Here is a 16,607-nt window from a genome sequence, read left to right as displayed (position 1 = left end):
GGGCCCGCAGGCGGCCGTGCCGTCACGCATGCCGGAGGGACCGCGCCGCGGTGCGGACGGTTCGGCCATGCAGCAGCTCGGGTTGAACTAGCTCGACTGCGCGGCGGACATGATTGTGCGGCACGCCCAGCCGCGGGTGAGTCGCCGGCTGCGCGGCAGTAACTAACTGCGCGCCAGCGCGGCAAATCCCGTGTGCCCGAGGATCGCCGGATCCGCGCCGAGGTCGGCGAGCGTGATCCGGTGGATCGCGGACCGCGGGATGAGCGCTGCCCACTCCTCGGCGATCGCGAACGGATGCACCGGATCGTCGACCGCCGTGACCACCGCGACCGGCACGTCGAGGGTGCCGAGCCGTTCGGTGCCCGGCCACTTGTAGTCGGCCGCTTCCTCCAGTGCCGCAGGCAGATTCGGCCACTGCGCGCGCCACGATTGCGTCAGCGCGTCGGCCAGCCAGCGCGGACTGCTCGCCCGCATCCGCTCGACCACCGCGTCCAACCCGTCGGCGCGCAGCTGCGCGGCGGTGGCCCCCGCGCTCAACGTCGCGGGGCAGGCGGCGGTGTCCGGCCCGGTCCACGCGGGCAGCGCCGCGACGACCCCGACGACCAGGTCCGGATGCTCGGCCGCCCACTCGATCGCGACCGCGGCGCCCAACGAGATTCCCGCCACAGCAATCGGTCCTGCCGCGGCCGCCGCCTCGAGCGCCGCGCGATAACTCGCGACCACACCCATGGGATCGGGCTGCACCGCGACCACGGCTAGACGGCGCGCTTCGCAGGCGGGCTCGAAGGCACGACGGGCGAAATCGGCGTCGGATCCGGTGCCGGGCAGTGCCACGACGACGTGGGCGGCCGACACGGGGTGTGGGGAGTCGAACACCGGTCCGAGCGTAGCGGGGGTGCCCTGGTGCATCTACAGTGGCGGGTGTACGTCCACAGCCGGTCGTGCTGAGAATCCACGATGGTGTGCGATCCACACTGTCTGCTCTATGCAGGAGAGCGTGCGAAATGTCATCCGCTGCCTCAGGGTATTTTCGACGTCTGGGCCGCAGACTGACCGAGGATCTCGACCAGTTGGACGCCGAGGAGCTTGCCGAGAAATCGGAAGCCTCAGGAGCGTGCCGCGCATCGGAGTGTCGCCGCGGCGACGAGGCCACGATGCTCGGTAGGCTGCGCAGTGTCGAAGCGTGTCCGAAGTCCGCGGGCGCTGCGGTGCAAGCGGAGTTCTTCGACGGGACCGACGCCATCACCCTGGTGTGGATCGGCCGTCGGCGCATCCCCGGTATCGAACCGGGCCGGCGTATCTTGGTTCGCGGCCGCGTCGGCGATCGAGACGGCCGCAAGGTGATCTACAACCCCTACTACGAACTGCGCGGGAACAGCTGACGTATGCCATCGAGCAACGACAACGCCCCCACGGGCGAACCGACCCCCACGACCGGACAGATCGAGCCCACAGCGGCTCTCGACCCTGACGAGGTCGCCGCGGAGCAGACGTTGCTCGAGCAGTTGGGCGGTTTCAGCGGCCTGATCTCCTCGACCGTTCCCGTTGTCGTGTTCGTCCCCGTGAACAGTTTCGCCGGGCTGACCGCGGCGATCTGGGCCGCCCTCGGGGTGGCCGCGGTCATCCTGGTCTGGCGCCTGTTCCGGCGCAGCCCCATCCAGCCCGCCATCTCCGGCTTCCTCGGCGTCGGCATCTGCGCGTTCATCGCCTACCGGATGGGTGAGGCCAAGGGCTTCTTCCTGTTCGGCATCTACACCAGCCTGGTCTACGCGGGTGTGTTCCTGGTGTCGATGCTGGTGCGCTGGCCGCTGGTCGGCGTGATCTGGGGCGTGCTGAACGGCCACGGCACCGACTGGCGCGCCGATCAGCGCGTGCAGCGCCTCTACTACTTCGCGACCGCCGCCTGGATGGTGGTCTTCGGCGCTCGCTACCTGGTGCAGTCGCAGCTCTACGACACCGACCGCACCGGCTGGCTCGCGTTCGCGCGCATCGCGATGGGCTGGCCGCTGACCGCGGTCGCGCTGGCGGTCACGGTGTGGGCGGTGCGCCGCGCGGGTCACCTGCCCACCAAGACCGCGCCCGCGGTCTGACCCGTAAAGCGTTAACCCTGCGGATCTTTCCCGCGAAAACCATCAGGGTGGGGTAAATCCCCGCCGAGGTGGGGGGTTACCCACCCTGGGGTGTCTGGCTGGTGGTCCGAGTTCATCAGACGATCGTTGTGTACGAAAAACAACGCACGATCGTAGGAAAGGACTCGGACGTGGCTACCGAGCACAACACCGCAGCATTGTCGAAGAACCGCACGCCGGCCCTGTCGGAGAGCCGCAAGGTGGCAGCCGAACTGGATGCGTTGATCGGCGCCGCGGCGGCCGGTGACCGCGCCGCCATCACCGAGATCGTCCGGGTCGTCCATCCGCTGGTGCGCCGGTATTGTGGTGCGCGCCTTGGCAATACGGCCCATCTGCAGGTCACCGCCGACGATGTGGTGCAGGAGATCCTGATCGCTACGGTGAACGCCATCCCGCGCTACCGGGATCAGGGCAAGTCCTTCCTCGCCTTCGTCTACGGCATCGCCGCGAACAAGGTCGCGGACGCGTTCCGCCGCTCCCAGCAGCACCCCACCTACCCGATGGCCGAGATGCCGGACACGCCGTCGAACGAGGCCGGGCCCGAGGAATGGGCGCTGGCGTCCGAACGGCGCGCGGCCACCAAGGAACTCATGAAGATCCTGGCTCCGGCGCACCGCGAGGTGCTGGTCATGCGCATCGTGCTCGGCTGGTCGGCGGCGCAGACCGCGGAGGCGATCGGCACCAGCCCCGGCGTGGTCCGGGTGATGCAGCACCGTGCGCTGAACAAGTTGCGCGCGGAGCTGAAAGCCGCCTGACCGTCGAAGCGGCCGTGTATCAGCCCTGTCGGGGAGTCAAGGCTTGATGCCGTGGTTGGCCAGTTCGACGCGCAGGTCCTCTTCGGCCTCCACCGAGGTCACGAACAGCAGTTCGTCGTCGCCCTCGAACGGATCGTCGGGCTGCGGCACGATCACCCGGCCGCCGCGCAGAATCGTCACCAGGGCGGCGTCGCGCGGCAGGGTGAGCGTGCGCACCGGCTTGCCTGCGAGCGCGGTATCGCCGGGCAGGGTGATCTCGACCAGATTGGCCTGACCCTGCCGCAGCGTCATCAGGCGCACCAGATCGCCGACGGTGACCGCCTCTTCGACGAGCGAAGCGAGCAGGCGCGGTGTGGACACCGCGACATCGACACCCCACGACTCGTCGAAGAGCCACTCGTTGCGCGGATCGTTCACCCGCGCGACCACCCGGCGCACGCCGAACTCGGTCTTGGCGAGCAGGCTGTGCACCAGATTGGCTTTGTCGTCGCCGGTGGCCGCGATGACCACCTCATACGTTTCCAGTCCCGCGTCCTCGAGCAAGGCGAGCTCGCAGGCGTCGGCGTGCACCCAGACCGCGTCCGGGATCGCTTCCGGCTCGATGTGGTCGAGCTGGCGCTCCAGCAGCATGACGTTGTGCCCACCGCGCAGGAGTTCCCTGGCGATGGATCGGCCGACGGCGCCCGCTCCGGCGATGGCCACCTTCATGTTCAGTCCTCGCTCACGGGGGGCTTGCCTGCCAACGCGATGGCCTCACCCACGGACCCGGAGGTCGCGGCGACATAGACGACGTCGTCGGCCTGCACGATGGTCTTGCTGTCGGGCAGCAGGCCCTGGCCGAATCGCAGGATGAACGCGACCCGCACTCGGACGTCACGCTCCAGATTGCGCACGGTCCGGCCATACCAGTCCTCGTGCAGCGTCAGCTGCGTCACAGCTACCGTTCCGGTGGGTTCGCGCCAGGTGGTGGTGCTGCTGTCCCCGATGAGAGTGCGCAGGAACCGGTCGGTGGTCCACGGCACCGTCGCGATGGTCGGGATGCCGAGCCGCTCGTAGACCGCGGCCCGCTTCGCATCGTAGATCCGCGCGACCACCCGATCGATGCCGAACATCTCGCGCGCCACCCGCGCGGAGATGATGTTGGAGTTGTCACCGGAGGAGACCGCGGCGAACGCGTCGGCTCGCTCGATTCCGGCCCGCACCAACACATCTCGATCGAAACCGACACCGGTCACCCGCTCGCCGGTGAAGTCCTGGCCGAGGCGGAGGAAGGCGGCGGGGTCCCGGTCGATCACGGTGACCTCATGGCCGACCCGGACCAGGGCGCGGGCCAGCGCCGACCCGACGCGCCCACATCCCATGATCACTACGTACACCCGTGCAACCTCGTTCCTGGAACCAAGCGTTCGGTCTGCTTCTTGTTCGGTCGAACGGTACCCGCCGAATCATTCCAACGGCCACGTTCCCCCTTCGCCTCGCGCCCAAACCTGCGAGCCACGCGCGCGAGCACCCATCGAGGGGGCTCTGTCCGACCTGCGGCATTCGCGGGCCCTGCGTGGTTACGACGGAGCTGCCGCCTCCGGGCCTGACGCTCGTGCCGCTATGCTCGCTCCAGTGTCCAAGTTGACGACGGCAGCGAAACGAATGCTGCTGGGCAGGCCTTTCCGTAGTGATTCGCTTGGCCATACCCTGCTGCCGAAGCGCATCGCCCTCCCGGTGTTCGCCTCCGATGCCATGTCCTCGGTCGCCTACGCGCCGGAAGAAATCTTCCTCGTGCTCTCCGCCGCGGGTATCTCCGCCTACGTCTACGCGCCGTGGGTCGGTTTGGCCGTCGCGTTCGTCATGGCGGTGGTCGTAGCAAGCTATCGGCAAAACGTGCACGCCTACCCGTCCGGCGGCGGTGACTACGAGGTTGCGACGACGAACCTCGGCCCCAATGCCGGTCTGACGGTCGGGAGCGCGCTGCTGGTCGACTATGTGCTCACGGTGGCCGTCTCGATCTCTTCGGCCGCGTCCAATATCGGCTCGGCGATTCCGTTCGTCGCCACGCACAAGGTGCTGTTCGCCGTGGTCGCGATCGCCTTGCTCACCGCGATCAACCTCCGCGGCATCCGCGAGTCGGGCACCACGTTCGCCATCCCGACCTACGCGTTCATCGTCGGCATGTTCGTCATGCTCGGCTGGGGACTGTTCCGCATCTTCTTCCTCGGCGACGATCTACAGGCCGAATCGGCCGGTTTCGGGCTGAAGGCGGAGGACGAGCATCTCTACGGACTCGCCTTCGCCTTTTTGATCGCCCGCTCGTTCTCCTCCGGCTGTGCCGCGCTGACCGGTGTCGAGGCGATCAGCAACGGTGTGCCCGCGTTCCGTAAGCCGAAGTCGCGCAACGCCGCCACCACACTGCTGATGCTCGGCACCTTCGCGATCGTGTTGCTGATGGGCATCATCATCCTGGCCCAGAAGATCGGCGTCGTGTACGCGCACGACACCGACGATCTGATCGGCGCGCCCGCCGGCTACCACCAGAAGACCTTGATCGCGCAGCTCGCCGAGACGGTGTTCCACGGGTTCCCGATCGGGTTCTTCTTCATCACGACGGTGACCGCGCTGATCCTCGTGCTCGCCGCGAACACCGCCTTCAACGGCTTCCCGGTGCTGGGTTCGATTCTGGCGCAGGACCGCTACCTGCCCCGGCAGCTGCACACCCGCGGTGACCGGCTGGCGTTCAGCAACGGCATCCTGTTCCTCTCGGGTGCGGCGATCGCGTTCGTGGTGCTGTTCGGGGCCGAGGTCACCAAGCTGATCCAGCTGTACATCGTCGGTGTGTTCGTCTCGTTCGTGCTCAGCCAGACCGGCATGCTGCGGCACTGGACCCGGCTGCTGCGCACCGAAACCGATCCGACGCAACGGTCGCGGATGAAGCGGTCCAGGGTGATCAACGCGATCGGCCTCAGCGCGACCGGCACCGTGCTGATCATCGTGCTGATCACCAAGTTCTTCGCGGGCGCCTACATCGCCATCGCCACCATGGTGGCGATCTTCATCGTGATGAAAATGATTCGCAGGCACTACGATTCGGTGTCGCGCGAGCTGGACGAGCAGGAGTGGGACGGCGTGCTGCCCAGCCGCTCGCACTCGATCGTGCTGGTGTCCAAGCTGCATCTGCCGACGCGGCGCGCGCTGGCCTATGCCCGTGCCACCCGGCCGGACACGCTGGAAGCGATCACCGTGAACGTCGACGAGGCCGACACCAGGGCGCTCGTGCGTGAATGGGAGAAGAGCGACGTCACCGTGCCGCTCAAGGTGATCGAGTCGCCCTACCGCGAAATCACCAAGCCCGTGCTCGACTACGTCAAGCGGGTGCGCAAGGATTCGCCGCGCGACGTGGTGACCGTGTTCATCCCCGAATACGTGGTGGGGCACTGGTGGGAACAGATACTGCACAACCAGAGTGCGTTGCGACTCAAGGGCCGTTTGCTTTTCGAGCCAGGGGTGATGGTGACCAGCGTGCCGTGGCAGTTGACCTCGTCGACGCGGGCGAAGACGCCGGGCATGGTGAACGCGCCCGGTGCGGTGCGCCGCGGTTACGACGACCGCACATGAGAGTTGCCTTCCGGGAGACGAGTGCAGACGAGGCGTGGGCATGACTGATTGGCGCGACACGACTTTCGAGGTCCGGCTCGGACCGCCCGGACACGGTGGGTTCTGTGTGGGCAGGCACGAAGGCCGGGTGGTGTTCGTCCGGCACGGGCTGCCGGGTGAACTGGTGCGGGTGCGTGTCACCGAGGACCGCGGTGGGTCGTTCTGCCGTGCCGACGCGGTGGAGATCCTCGAGCCGTCACCGGACCGCGTTCCCGCCAGCTGCCCCGTCTCCGGGCCGGGTGGTGCGGGCTGCTGCGACTTCTCCTATGCCACGCCGAAAGCGCAACGGGCGCTGAAGGCTTCGGTGGTTGCCGAACAGCTGCGCAGGCTTGCGGGGATCGAACGGGAGATCATTGTCGAACCGATCGCCGGCGCCGGTGACACCACCGGTGGGTGGCGTACCCGGATTCGGTTGGCCGTCGACGCCGAGGGGCGAGCCGGAGTTCATCGATACCGAAGCACCGAGGTGATCACGGATCTGCGCTGTCCGCAGCCGGTTTCGGGGGCGCTCGACGGGGTGGCCGATCGATTGTGGACGCCCGGTGCGGATTTGGTGATCGCCGTCGATGGTGACGGGGTGCGGCACATCATCGAGTTGGCGCCCGCGGTCGAGGGGGAGCGGCGGTCGCGCTCCGGTGAATGGCAGCGAGTCGAGCCCGGTGAGGAACGCCGTGGGCGCGGTCGAGACCGTCGTGGTCGTGCCGAACGAGGTGATCGTGCCGAGCGCGGTGATCGCCGACGTCCGGGCGCCGAACCCGGTAACTCGCGCGGGGATGACGAGCGTGGACGGAAGTCTCACAACCCGGGCGGACGCGACGATCGAGTCGACGCCGGGCGTGGTGCTGATGCGCGCGGCGGAGTCGAGCGGGACAACCGTCGCCGCCCAGGCGGCAAGCCGGGTAGCGAAGTGCGCGGCGACGAGGTGTCAGGTGTCACCGGCCGCGGCCACCGTCGTCGCCCAGGTGAGATCGGTGGCGTCTGGAGCGCGGGTTCGCGCGGTGCTGGCGAGCGTGGGGCGGAGCGGTACGACGCGGACGGGCGGTTGGAGACACCGCAGGCCGGGGAGCGGCGCAGTGCGTCGGCTCGGCGGGCGGCCACACATGCGGCGCGCGAGGAGTGGTTGATCTCCGGTACCGGGCGGGCGGTCGAGTACGTGGCGGAGCGCCGGTGGGAGGTCTCGGCAACGGGTTTCTGGCAGGCGCATCACGGTGCGGCACAGTGCTATTCGGATCTCGTTGCCGAGTGGTCCGGCTTGCGTCCCGGCGGCTTGGCCTGGGATTTGTACAGCGGCGCCGGTGTTTTCGCCGCCCGGCTGGCCGAGCAGGTAGGCCAGACCGGCGCGGTCCTCGCGGTCGAATCATCCCGCCCCGCAGTCGCCGACGCCGCCGCCGCGCTGCGCGACCTGCCCTGGGTCGACCTGCACGCCCAACGGGTGGAACGCTGGGTCACCGATCGCGTCGACGGCGCATCCCCCGACGTCATCGTGCTCGACCCCCCACGAGCCGGCGCGGGCAAAGACGTCATCACCGCCATCACCACCACCGGCCCCCTCCGCATCGTCCACATCGGCTGCGACCCAGCCGCTTTCGCCCGAGACCTGGGCCTCTACCAAGCCGCCGGCTACCACCTCACCGACCTACGCGCCTTCGACGCCTTCCCCGGCACCCACCACGTCGAATGCATCGCCCTCCTGGAGCGCCCAGCTCCCCAGTGACACTGGGGTCAGTGGTCGACCGGGGACACGGCGGCGGCAGAAAGCAGGTATCCCCGCCGCCACGTCCCGCCCAGCACGGTCCGCTACCGGAATGTGCGGCTCTGCGGGGCATAGTGGCGGGAAAGCGCGCGTGGCCCCGCCGTCACGTCCCGCCCAGCAACGATGACGCCGAGTCCGTTCCGATGATCGGCCGGGGGCCTGCTGCACTCGTCGAGTGGGATGCGTTGGCGGCGAACGCGAGTGGTCCAGCCATCATGTCCCGCTCGGCACAGAATGTTCGCTGCCTCGGGACGTGGTGGCGCGGAAGTGCGAGTGCGGCCGCTGTCATGTCCCGTTTGGCGCGGGATGTTTGCCGCCTCGGGACGTGGTGGCGGGGGAGTGCGAGTGGGGCCGCTGTCATGTCCCGCTCGGGTCGGTCTGCCGGTGGCTGAGCGCTGCGAGGTGGACTAGGTTTCTCACGCTGGGTCTGGCGCGTGTTGTCGCTCGGTATGGGCGACGCTGCGGAACATGTTGGCGGAGAAGACGATTGGTTCAGCCACCATGTCCCGTTCGGCGTGGGATGTTCGTTGTCTCGGGACATGTCGGCGGGGGAGTGCGAGTGGGGCCGTCGTTATGTCCCGTTCGGCGTGGGATGTTCGCCGACTTGGGACATAGCGGCGGGATGAGCGTTGGGGGGTCGGCGGGGTTAGTCGTCGTAGATCGGGGGGCGGCGGTCTCGGCGGGCGCGGATGGCTTCGTCGAAGTTGGTGGTGGTGAGGCGGACGTAGAGTTGGGCCATTCCCTCGTGCTGCATGTGGGATTCGAAGCTGCCTGCTTCCATGCCACTCCAGAGCATGCGTTTGGTGAGTTCGGTGCCGACGCGGCTGAAGCTGATGATGCGGTCGGCCAGGTCGTAGCAGGTTTCCAGGAGTTCGGCCGCGGGAACGGTGCGCGAGACGAGGCCGATGCGCTCGGCTTCGGTGGCGTCGACGTCGCGGCCGGACAGCATGATCTCGAAGGCACGGGAGGCGCCGATGGCGCGGGGCAGCAGGTAACTGATGCCTAGTTCGGCGGAGGTGAGGCCGTTGTTGATGCCTGCGGCGCGAAAGTAGGCTTCCTCGGCCGCGATTCGGATGTCGGTGGCGACGCTGAGACAGAATCCGCCACCGATGGCAGCGCCATTGATCGCGCCGATCACCGGTTGGTTCATTCGCCGAAGGGTGATCATCACGTCGTTGAGCAGGTCCATCGATCGGCGCGCGACGCTGGTGACGGTGAGCCCCTCGACGTTGGGCACCTTGCCCGCGCTCTGCAAATCGGCGCCGGAACAGAACCCCGCGCCCGCGCCGGTGAGCACGACAACCCGAATGTCATTGTCCGCGCTGACCTCTTCCAATGCCTCGCGCAACGGGATCATCACATCGAAGGCCATGGCATTCATGCGATCCGGCCGATTGAGCGTGACCAGGGCGACGTGCGGTCGCGGTGTGTCGATGAGCACGAACGACATACGAACCCCTAACCGGCAACCAAACCGTCACCGACATCCCAATATAGGGGTTCCGGGATGGCTTACCCGAGCGACGGTCGCGAATGTGCGGGTAGCGCAAAGAATCCCGGGCGGACAACCACCGGACGGACCGGGAAGCAGGTGAACAACACTGTGGCGAGCACCGTGAGTACACCCCAGCCGACGAATCCGTACCCTGCCCACAGAGGGTTCGCCGCATATGTAGTCGAGCCGAATAAGCCGAATACCATGGCACTTCCGTTGAACGCGGCATGCGCGACGGCGCACGGCCAGATGCTGCCGGTGCGCATCCGCAGCCACCCGAGAATGGCGCCGAACGGCACACAGAATCCGATGAACGCGACAGCGGCCCAGGCGCCGAGGTTGGGATAGTTGTAGCCGAGCAGGGTCAGCGGTGCGTGCCACAGCGCCCAGATCATCCCGGTGGCAACGATTCCGCCGACGAGTCCGAGGCGGCCGGTGAGCTGCGGCATCAGCCAGCCGCGCCAGCCGAGTTCTTCGGCGAGCGCGAACGGCAGGGTGCTGAGGGTGGCGACGGTGACCGCCTCGACGATGACGGCGGCGATGATCTCCGGTCGCGAGAATTCGAAGACGTACACGTCGAACAACGCGCTCAGCCCGAAGGCGAGCCACAGGACCAGCGGCGTCCCGAACCAGGCGATCACCATCAACCACACGGTCCGCCGCGGTCGTGGACCGAGCCGTAACCCGTTCTGCGCCACCAGTGCCGACCAGGACAGCCGCCGATACCACCACACCGCGAGCACACCCAGCGCCGGGGACAGCATCATCATCGCGGCACCGGTGTGCAGCCACAATCCGGACCGCAGCCCCGCACCATCGAGCCACGGCCCGGACGCCAGCACCCATGCCGCACCGATCGCGACGAGAAGGAAGAGAACGAAATCGTTGCGCCGAGCGATCATCCGACATCCTTAGGACGGCGTGCTGCCTTACCTATTCGGACGCGGTAGGTGCCCGCCCGGTTCCATCGATGCCGAAAGTTCTTCGAGCCCTACAGTCACAGCCATGACCGTGTATGTGATCGCGCAACTGAAGTTCACCGATCGGGACGCCTACGACCGGTACCAGGCGCGTTTCCTCGACATCTTCACCCGCTACGCAGGCACGCTGCTCGCCGCCGACGAGTCACCGCAGCTCATCGAGGGCAGCACGGACCGGGAGAAGGTGGTGCTGATGTCGTTCCCCGACGAGCCCGCGTTCCGGGCCTGGGCGGAATCGCCGGAGTATCTGGAGATTTCGAAGGACAGGCACGCCGGCGCCGAAACCGTGAGCATGCTGATCAAGGGGCTCGATCACCGCTGAGCGACCACGTCTGGTCAATCCATCTGCCACGTAACGCGAATCCCCGCCGAGATCTCACTCTCACCCAGCTCGACCGGCACCGGCGCGGCACCGTAGGCATCCATCGACACCGCCATCGCCTTGATCCGAGGAATGGAAGGCGGTGCGGCGGAAGTATTCTCCGTGATCTCGAGCACCGCGCCGAGCGTGCGCCCCGCTCGTCGCGCGAACTGCTCCGCCTTGGCGACCGCGTTCTCCCACGCCGCGTCCCGTGCCTCGACGAGCAGCGATTCCTGATCGGCGAACGTGAGATTCAACCCCCCGAGACGCACATCGTCGCCACCCGCGTCGACGGCGTTGGCGATGATCGTCGCGGGACCGGGGTCGGCGTCCTCACCGAGATTGCGCAGCGAGATGGTCAGCGACGTGCTCGCGAGATACCCGGTGATCCGATTGCCCTGACCTTCGGTCCACACGGTTTCGGTGTGCACGGACAATCCGCTGGTCGCGATGTCCCGGCTCTCGACACCGTCGGAGCGCAGCGAATGGGTGACGGCGGCAACCCGGTCACCTGCCTTGCTGTACGCGAGCGCAACCTTGCTCGCCCGACACTCGACAGAGATCGTCACCCGCATCACATCCGGGGTCGCGCGGGCCGTGCCGCTCCCGAAGATCGTGACGGTGCCCGGACCGGCGGACTCGGACTTCGTGTTCACGGCATGCTCCTCTGTCGACGGGTCGGTCTCATCTGGTCAACGGCGGAGAGCTGGCAATCGTCCCCGCCACGGATAGTTGTCGCGTCCCGGACAACCCGCTCAATAGTCACCCCCACGCACCGCGATCGCCCGCACCGCCGCATCCATCTGCGCATACGCCCCCGCCGCCAACCGCTCCAGCAATGCGAGCTTCAACTGCGGCGCCTGCGAGGTGAGCTGATCGAACCGCGCGGGACCGAGCACGGCGACCCGTACTCCGGTCTCCGCCCGCGCCTCGTTCACGAACGGCGTCCCCACCAGCATCGGGATCTCCCCGAACGACATCCCCGCCGACAGACTCACCAGCCGATGCGTCCGCGCATCACTGCCCTCGAAGGTGATTCGCACCCGCCCTTCCAGGATCAGATACAACCCGGACCGCTCGCTCCCACGCCGCGCGATCACCTCGCCGCGCGCGTAGGTGTGCACCTCGAACTCCTTGGCCAACCGCGCCCGATCATCCGGTTCGAGCGCGGCGAGCGCCGAATGGTCCTCGATGGTGATCGACGTGCACACCGGTTCGTCCGCGGGTCGATGCCGCTCGAGCACGATGTCCTCGCACCATTCGGTCGCGGTGTCGCGATCGATGAACACCCGTCCCCGCGGATCGTCCGGATCCAGACTCGACACCAGGTGCCCGAGCTTGGCATCGGGATCGACCAGCGCCACCCGCACACCGACCGCCGCGAGTTCGGCTTCCAAACTGTCGAGCATCCGCACCGCGATCGCGCTCACCTCACCGACCCGGCGCAGATCCACCACCAGCGCCGCCAGCTCACCGGCCTGCTCCTCGATGGTCCGCACCGCGCTCTCCGCACCCGCGAACAACAGGTCACCGTGCAGTTCGTAGACCCGCGCCCGATGCCCGTGCTCGGCCAGCACGGCGATCTCGTCGGTCGTCCGACGCAGCCGCGACGGCACCTCGGCCACCGAGTACGCGGCCCGGATCGCGGTCCGCGCCGCCCGTGTGACCCGTAGGAAGTGCAGTTCCAGCCGCTTCGACAGCTCCCGGCAGGCGGCGACGCCGCGCACGCTGTTGCCGTGCACGTCCAGCCGAGGCGAGTACACGGCGATGCCGATCTGACCGGGCAGCACCGCGACGATGCCGCCGCCGACCCCGCTCTTGGCGGGCATCCCGACTGTCGTCACCCAATCGCCGGCCGCGTTGTACATGCCGCAGGTGGTCATCACGCTGAGCACCCGCTCGGTCAGCGCCGTCGAGAGCGCGCGTTCCCCGGTCACCGGATTGCGCCCGTTGTTGGCCAGCGTCGCCGCCATCAGCGCGAGGTCGCGGCAGGTCACGTCGATGGAGCACTGCCGGAAGTAGCGGTCGACCGCCTCGTCCGGGTCGGAGTCGATGATGCCGAACGAGCGCAGCATGTAGCCGATGGCGCGGTTGCGGAAGCCGGTGCGTGCCTCGGAGGCGTACACCGCCTCGTTCATGCTCAGTTCGCGCCCGGCGAAGCGCGAAAAACAGCGCCGGATGCGCTCGAAACGCTCGACCGGGTCGTCGCCGGTGATCAACGCCGCAGCGGTGATCGCGCCCGCATTGATCATCGGATTGCGCGGCCGCTCGGTCACCGGATCCAAGCTGATCTCGTTGAACGGCTCGCCGGACGGCTCCACATCGATGCGCCCGTCCACGAACGCGGTGCCGCGATCGGCGAGGGCCAGCGCATAGGTGAACGGCTTGGAGATGGACTGGATGGTGAACGAGGTATCCAGGTCGCCGGTGCCGTAGACCCGCCCGTCGGCGGTGGCCAGACACAGCGCGAACGAATCCGGCTGCGCGGCAGCCAGTTCAGGAATGTAGTCGGCCAGCGCGCCGGAATCGTCGGGTCGGCACAGCTGGTAGACGTCGTCGACGATCCTGGACACGACGCCCGGTTCGATTGTCCGCTCGATCGCCTCTCCGGCCTCGGCCACACGATCACTCTAGGCCGAGTACCGTATGCCGAGGCTCACATTTCGGTTCGATGTCGGCTGGTGGTGGTCGTGGCAGGGTGGGGCAGTTCGGTTCTCGTACGAGGGCACTCCCCGCCGCTCCGTAGACTGATCGGATCAGATGCGCTATCCGGAGGGAGCGAGTTCAGGTGGGAGTGCTTTCCCGGGTCGACACGCCCGAAGATTTGCGTCCGCTCACCGCGCCGCAACTGCGTGAGCTGGCGGACGAGATCCGCGAGTTCCTCGTGCAGAAGGTTGCCGCGACCGGTGGGCACCTCGGCCCGAACCTCGGCGTGGTCGAACTGACCATCGCCCTGCACCGGATCTTCGACTCGCCTGCCGATCCGTTGATCTTCGACACCGGCCACCAGGCCTACGTGCACAAGATCCTGACCGGCCGCAAGGACGAGTTCGACTCGCTACGCAAGCGGGGCGGCCTGTCCGGCTACCCCAGCCGCGCCGAGAGCGCGCACGACTGGGTGGAGTCCTCACACGCCTCCGCGTCGCTGTCCTACGCCGACGGCCTGGCCAAGGCGTTCGCGCTCAGCGGCCAGGACCGGCACGTGGTCGCCGTGGTCGGCGACGGCGCGCTCACCGGCGGCATGTGCTGGGAGGCGCTCAACAACATCGCGGGCGCGCCCGACCGCCCGGTCGTCATCGTCGTCAACGACAACGGCCGCTCCTACGCGCCGACCATCGGCGGCCTGGCCGACCGGTTGACCGCGCTGCGCACCCAGCCCGCCTACGAGCACGCGCTCGACACCGGGAAGCGGATCCTCAAGAGCATCCCGCGGGTCGGCGAGTCCGCGTACTCGATGATGCACGCGGTGAAGGCCGGGATAAAGGACGCGGTGAGCCCGCAGGAGCTGTTCAGCGACCTCGGGATGAAGTACGTCGGCCCGGTCGACGGGCACGACATCGTCGCGCTGGAGGCGGCGCTGCGCCGGGCCAAGGACTTCGGCGGTCCGGTGGTGGTGCACGCGGTGACCCAGAAGGGTCATGGCTACGCGCCCGCCGAGAACCACATCGCCGACCAGATGCACGCCTGCGATCCGATCGACCCGCTCACCGGTGTCCCCGTGGGCGGACCGAAGGCGCTCGGCTGGACCGCGGTGTTCTCCGAGGAACTCGTCGCCCAGGCCGAACGGCGCGAGGACATCGTCGCGATAACGGCGGCCATGCCTGGTCCGACCGGGCTCGCCGCGTTCGGCGAACGGTTCCCCGAGCGGATGTTCGACGTCGGCATCGCCGAACAGCACGCGATGGCGTCGGCGGCCGGGCTCGCGCTCGGTGGCATGCATCCCGTGGTCGCGATCTACTCCACGTTTCTCAACCGTGCCTTCGACCAGTTGCTGATGGATGTCGCGCTGTTGAAGCAGCCGGTGACCGTCGTGCTGGATCGCTCGGGCATCACCGGGCCCGACGGTGCCAGCCACAACGGCATGTGGGACCTGTCGGTGCTCGGCATCATTCCCGGGATCCGGGTGGCGGCGCCGCGTGACGCGGCAACCCTGCGCGAGGAACTGGCCGAGGCGCTTGCTGTCAACGACGGACCCACCGCGATCAGGTTCCCGAAAGGCAGTGTCGCCGACGATATCTCGGCGGTCGAGCGGCTCGACGGTGTCGATGTGCTGCGGCTGGCCGCCGGGGAGCGCAGCGGTGACGAACCCGCGCTCGACGGTGGCGGATCGGTGCAGGCGGTGCGCGGTGACGTGCTGCTGGTAGCGGTCGGCTCGTTCGCCGGTCCGGCGCTGGAGGCCGCGGACTTGCTGGAGGCCGAAGGGATTTCGGTCACCGTGATCGACCCGCGGTGGGTGCTTCCGGTCTCCGACACGCTGGTCAAGCTGGCCGAGAACTACCGGCTCGTGGTCACGGTGGAGGACGGCGGACTGCACGGTGGCATCGGCTCGACCGTTTCCGCGCGCCTACGCAACTCCGGTCTGGACATCCCGACCCGGGATCTCGGTGTGCCGCAGCAGTTCTTGGATCACGCGTCGCGGGGTGAGGTGCATGCGGAGCTCGGGTTGACCGCGCCCGATATCGCCCGGCGGATCGGTGGGTGGCTCGTCGCTCGGTGAGTGCGGATCGGCTGGACGCCCGGTCGGCCTGCGGTGAGCGGGGAGCTACCTAGCCCTTCTGACGCGCCCACCCACTTCGATGAGGTCGTTCGGTCGCGGGGCTGTCGCGATCTGCGACCCGCGTCCCTGCGAAATATGCAGGGGGCGGCCGAGTCTCGACGTGAGCAGCAGTGCCGCCGCGCCTGTCGCCTCGTCCTCCTCGATACCGTCGCCGCGGCCGGGGAAGGCGCGGGCCCTGATCTTCCCGGCGGACTCGTCCTGCCAGGCCCACGCGTAGATCCACTCGCCCGGCTCCGGGACCGGCAGACCGTCCACTTCTGCCGCGGAACCGTATTGGCGAAGGGTGCGCGGGGGCGCCCATTCGGCGGGCGCCTGGATCCAAATGAACTCCCCGTCGGACCGGGTGCCGACTACGCCGGCAGTCGTGACCAAGCTGGGTACGTCCAGCAGCCAGGCCACGCCCACGCACGGATGTCCGGCGAAGGGCAGCCGTGCGGTCGGCGTGTAGATGTCGATGGCGCCACGCACCGGGTCGTCGACGAATACGGTCTCGCTGAAACCCAACTTCCTGGCGAAAGCTTGGCGCTCGGCCACTTCGGGAACGGCGGATCCATCGCGGACGACGCCGAGCTCGTTGCCGTATCGACCGTCGGGGTCACAGAAGACGCGCAGTACGTCGTACTCAGTCACACACTCAGCCAACCAGTAGGGCACTTCATGATCAACGGGACATGGTGGCGCGAAAGTGCGAGAGTGCCCGCTCTCATGCCCGCTG

15 protein-coding genes are annotated in these 16,607 nt (G+C 67.9%); 7 read left to right on the top strand and 8 right to left on the bottom strand.

Annotation, left to right across the window (positions count from 1 at the left end; all coding sequences use genetic code 11):
* Positions 1-162 precede the first annotated feature (162 nt).
* Positions 163-876, bottom strand: coding sequence for an alpha/beta fold hydrolase (locus NN4_RS38005; protein WP_246181306.1), 714 nt, complete (start codon positions 874-876; stop codon positions 163-165).
* 128 nt (positions 877-1,004) lie between these two features.
* Here NN4_RS38005 and NN4_RS38000 point away from each other — a divergent pair, with 128 nt between their 5' ends.
* The 3 genes from NN4_RS38000 to NN4_RS37990 all read left to right on the top strand — a co-directional run bounded on the left by NN4_RS38000 (position 1,005) and on the right by NN4_RS37990 (position 2,884).
* Positions 1,005-1,382 carry an OB-fold nucleic acid binding domain-containing protein gene (locus NN4_RS38000; protein ID WP_107658110.1) on the top strand — a complete coding sequence of 126 codons (378 nt, stop codon included), beginning with the start codon at positions 1,005-1,007 and terminating at the stop codon, positions 1,380-1,382.
* Between the two features lie 3 nt (positions 1,383-1,385).
* Positions 1,386-2,090: a DUF3159 domain-containing protein gene (locus NN4_RS37995; protein ID WP_147141297.1), complete on the top strand. Its 705-nt coding sequence runs from the start codon at positions 1,386-1,388 to the stop codon at positions 2,088-2,090.
* A gap of 170 nt (positions 2,091-2,260) precedes the next feature.
* Positions 2,261-2,884 (top strand): sigma-70 family RNA polymerase sigma factor, encoded by a 624-nt coding sequence (locus NN4_RS37990; RefSeq protein WP_186818826.1) that lies wholly within the window; start codon positions 2,261-2,263, stop codon positions 2,882-2,884.
* Between the two features lie 36 nt (positions 2,885-2,920).
* Here NN4_RS37990 and NN4_RS37985 read toward each other — a convergent pair whose 3' ends face one another.
* Both NN4_RS37985 and NN4_RS37980 read right to left on the bottom strand, forming a co-directional pair.
* Positions 2,921-3,592 carry a potassium channel family protein gene (locus NN4_RS37985; protein ID WP_107658108.1) on the bottom strand — a complete coding sequence of 224 codons (672 nt, stop codon included), beginning with the start codon at positions 3,590-3,592 and terminating at the stop codon, positions 2,921-2,923.
* Between the two features lie 2 nt (positions 3,593-3,594).
* Positions 3,595-4,260, bottom strand: a complete 666-nt coding sequence (locus NN4_RS37980; protein ID WP_147141293.1) for a potassium channel family protein — start codon at positions 4,258-4,260, stop codon at positions 3,595-3,597.
* Positions 4,261-4,498: 238 nt separating this feature from the next.
* On the opposite strand from NN4_RS37980, the gene NN4_RS37975 reads away from it, so the two are divergent.
* Together NN4_RS37975 and NN4_RS37970 are read left to right on the top strand one after the other, a co-directional pair.
* A complete protein-coding gene (locus NN4_RS37975) occupies positions 4,499-6,487 on the top strand; it encodes an APC family permease (protein WP_147141291.1) in 1,989 nt (662 codons plus the stop codon).
* Between the two features lie 40 nt (positions 6,488-6,527).
* Positions 6,528-8,240 carry a class I SAM-dependent RNA methyltransferase gene (locus NN4_RS37970; RefSeq protein ID WP_147141289.1) on the top strand — a complete coding sequence of 571 codons (1,713 nt, stop codon included), beginning with the start codon at positions 6,528-6,530 and terminating at the stop codon, positions 8,238-8,240.
* Positions 8,241-8,925: 685 nt separating this feature from the next.
* Here the strand turns inward: NN4_RS37970 and NN4_RS37965 are convergent.
* Positions 8,926-9,729, bottom strand: a complete 804-nt coding sequence (locus NN4_RS37965; RefSeq protein WP_147141286.1) for an enoyl-CoA hydratase — start codon at positions 9,727-9,729, stop codon at positions 8,926-8,928.
* Positions 9,730-9,791: 62 nt separating this feature from the next.
* Positions 9,792-10,676, bottom strand: coding sequence for a CPBP family intramembrane glutamic endopeptidase (locus NN4_RS37960; protein ID WP_147141281.1), 885 nt, complete (start codon positions 10,674-10,676; stop codon positions 9,792-9,794).
* 103 nt (positions 10,677-10,779) lie between these two features.
* On the opposite strand from NN4_RS37960, the gene NN4_RS37955 reads away from it, so the two are divergent.
* Positions 10,780-11,076 carry a DUF1330 domain-containing protein gene (locus tag NN4_RS37955; protein ID WP_147141278.1) on the top strand — a complete coding sequence of 99 codons (297 nt, stop codon included), beginning with the start codon at positions 10,780-10,782 and terminating at the stop codon, positions 11,074-11,076.
* Between the two features lie 14 nt (positions 11,077-11,090).
* Here NN4_RS37955 and NN4_RS37950 read toward each other — a convergent pair whose 3' ends face one another.
* Together NN4_RS37950 and glsA are read right to left on the bottom strand one after the other, a co-directional pair.
* Positions 11,091-11,771, bottom strand: coding sequence for an SIMPL domain-containing protein (locus NN4_RS37950; RefSeq protein ID WP_147141275.1), 681 nt, complete (start codon positions 11,769-11,771; stop codon positions 11,091-11,093).
* Positions 11,772-11,870: 99 nt separating this feature from the next.
* On the bottom strand, positions 11,871-13,736 hold the full coding sequence (gene glsA / locus NN4_RS37945; protein ID WP_371865807.1) for a glutaminase A: 1,866 nt from the start codon (positions 13,734-13,736) through the stop codon (positions 11,871-11,873).
* A gap of 167 nt (positions 13,737-13,903) precedes the next feature.
* Between glsA and dxs the strand changes: the two genes are divergently transcribed.
* Complete coding sequence (gene dxs / locus NN4_RS37940; protein WP_147141272.1) at positions 13,904-15,832, top strand: 1-deoxy-D-xylulose-5-phosphate synthase; 1,929 nt, start codon at positions 13,904-13,906, stop codon at positions 15,830-15,832.
* A gap of 45 nt (positions 15,833-15,877) precedes the next feature.
* Here the strand turns inward: dxs and NN4_RS37935 are convergent, their stop codons facing one another.
* Positions 15,878-16,522, bottom strand: coding sequence for a PhzF family phenazine biosynthesis protein (locus tag NN4_RS37935; protein WP_147141269.1), 645 nt, complete (start codon positions 16,520-16,522; stop codon positions 15,878-15,880).
* Positions 16,523-16,607: the final 85 nt, after the last annotated feature.

Source organism: Nocardia ninae NBRC 108245 (assembly GCF_007990755.1).
GTDB lineage: Bacteria > Actinomycetota > Actinomycetes > Mycobacteriales > Mycobacteriaceae > Nocardia > Nocardia ninae.
The sequence above is the reverse complement of the archived record's forward strand: the minus strand, read 5'-3'. Positions and strand labels throughout refer to the sequence as shown.

Bases quoted from the DNA above. Each gene is read 5' to 3' on its own strand.
- NN4_RS37965 (WP_147141286.1), bottom strand. From the start codon at position 9,729: ATGTCGTTCGTGCTCATCGACACACCGCGACCGCACGTCGCCCTGGTC.
- NN4_RS37985 (WP_107658108.1), bottom strand. From the start codon at position 3,592: ATGAAGGTGGCCATCGCCGGAGCGGGCGCCGTCGGCCGATCCATCGCC.
- NN4_RS37995 (WP_147141297.1), top strand. From the start codon at position 1,386: ATGCCATCGAGCAACGACAACGCCCCCACGGGCGAACCGACCCCCACG.
- NN4_RS37955 (WP_147141278.1), top strand. From the start codon at position 10,780: ATGACCGTGTATGTGATCGCGCAACTGAAGTTCACCGATCGGGACGCC.
- NN4_RS37970 (WP_147141289.1), top strand. From the start codon at position 6,528: ATGACTGATTGGCGCGACACGACTTTCGAGGTCCGGCTCGGACCGCCC.
- NN4_RS37960 (WP_147141281.1), bottom strand. From the start codon at position 10,676: ATGATCGCTCGGCGCAACGATTTCGTTCTCTTCCTTCTCGTCGCGATC.
- NN4_RS38000 (WP_107658110.1), top strand. From the start codon at position 1,005: ATGTCATCCGCTGCCTCAGGGTATTTTCGACGTCTGGGCCGCAGACTG.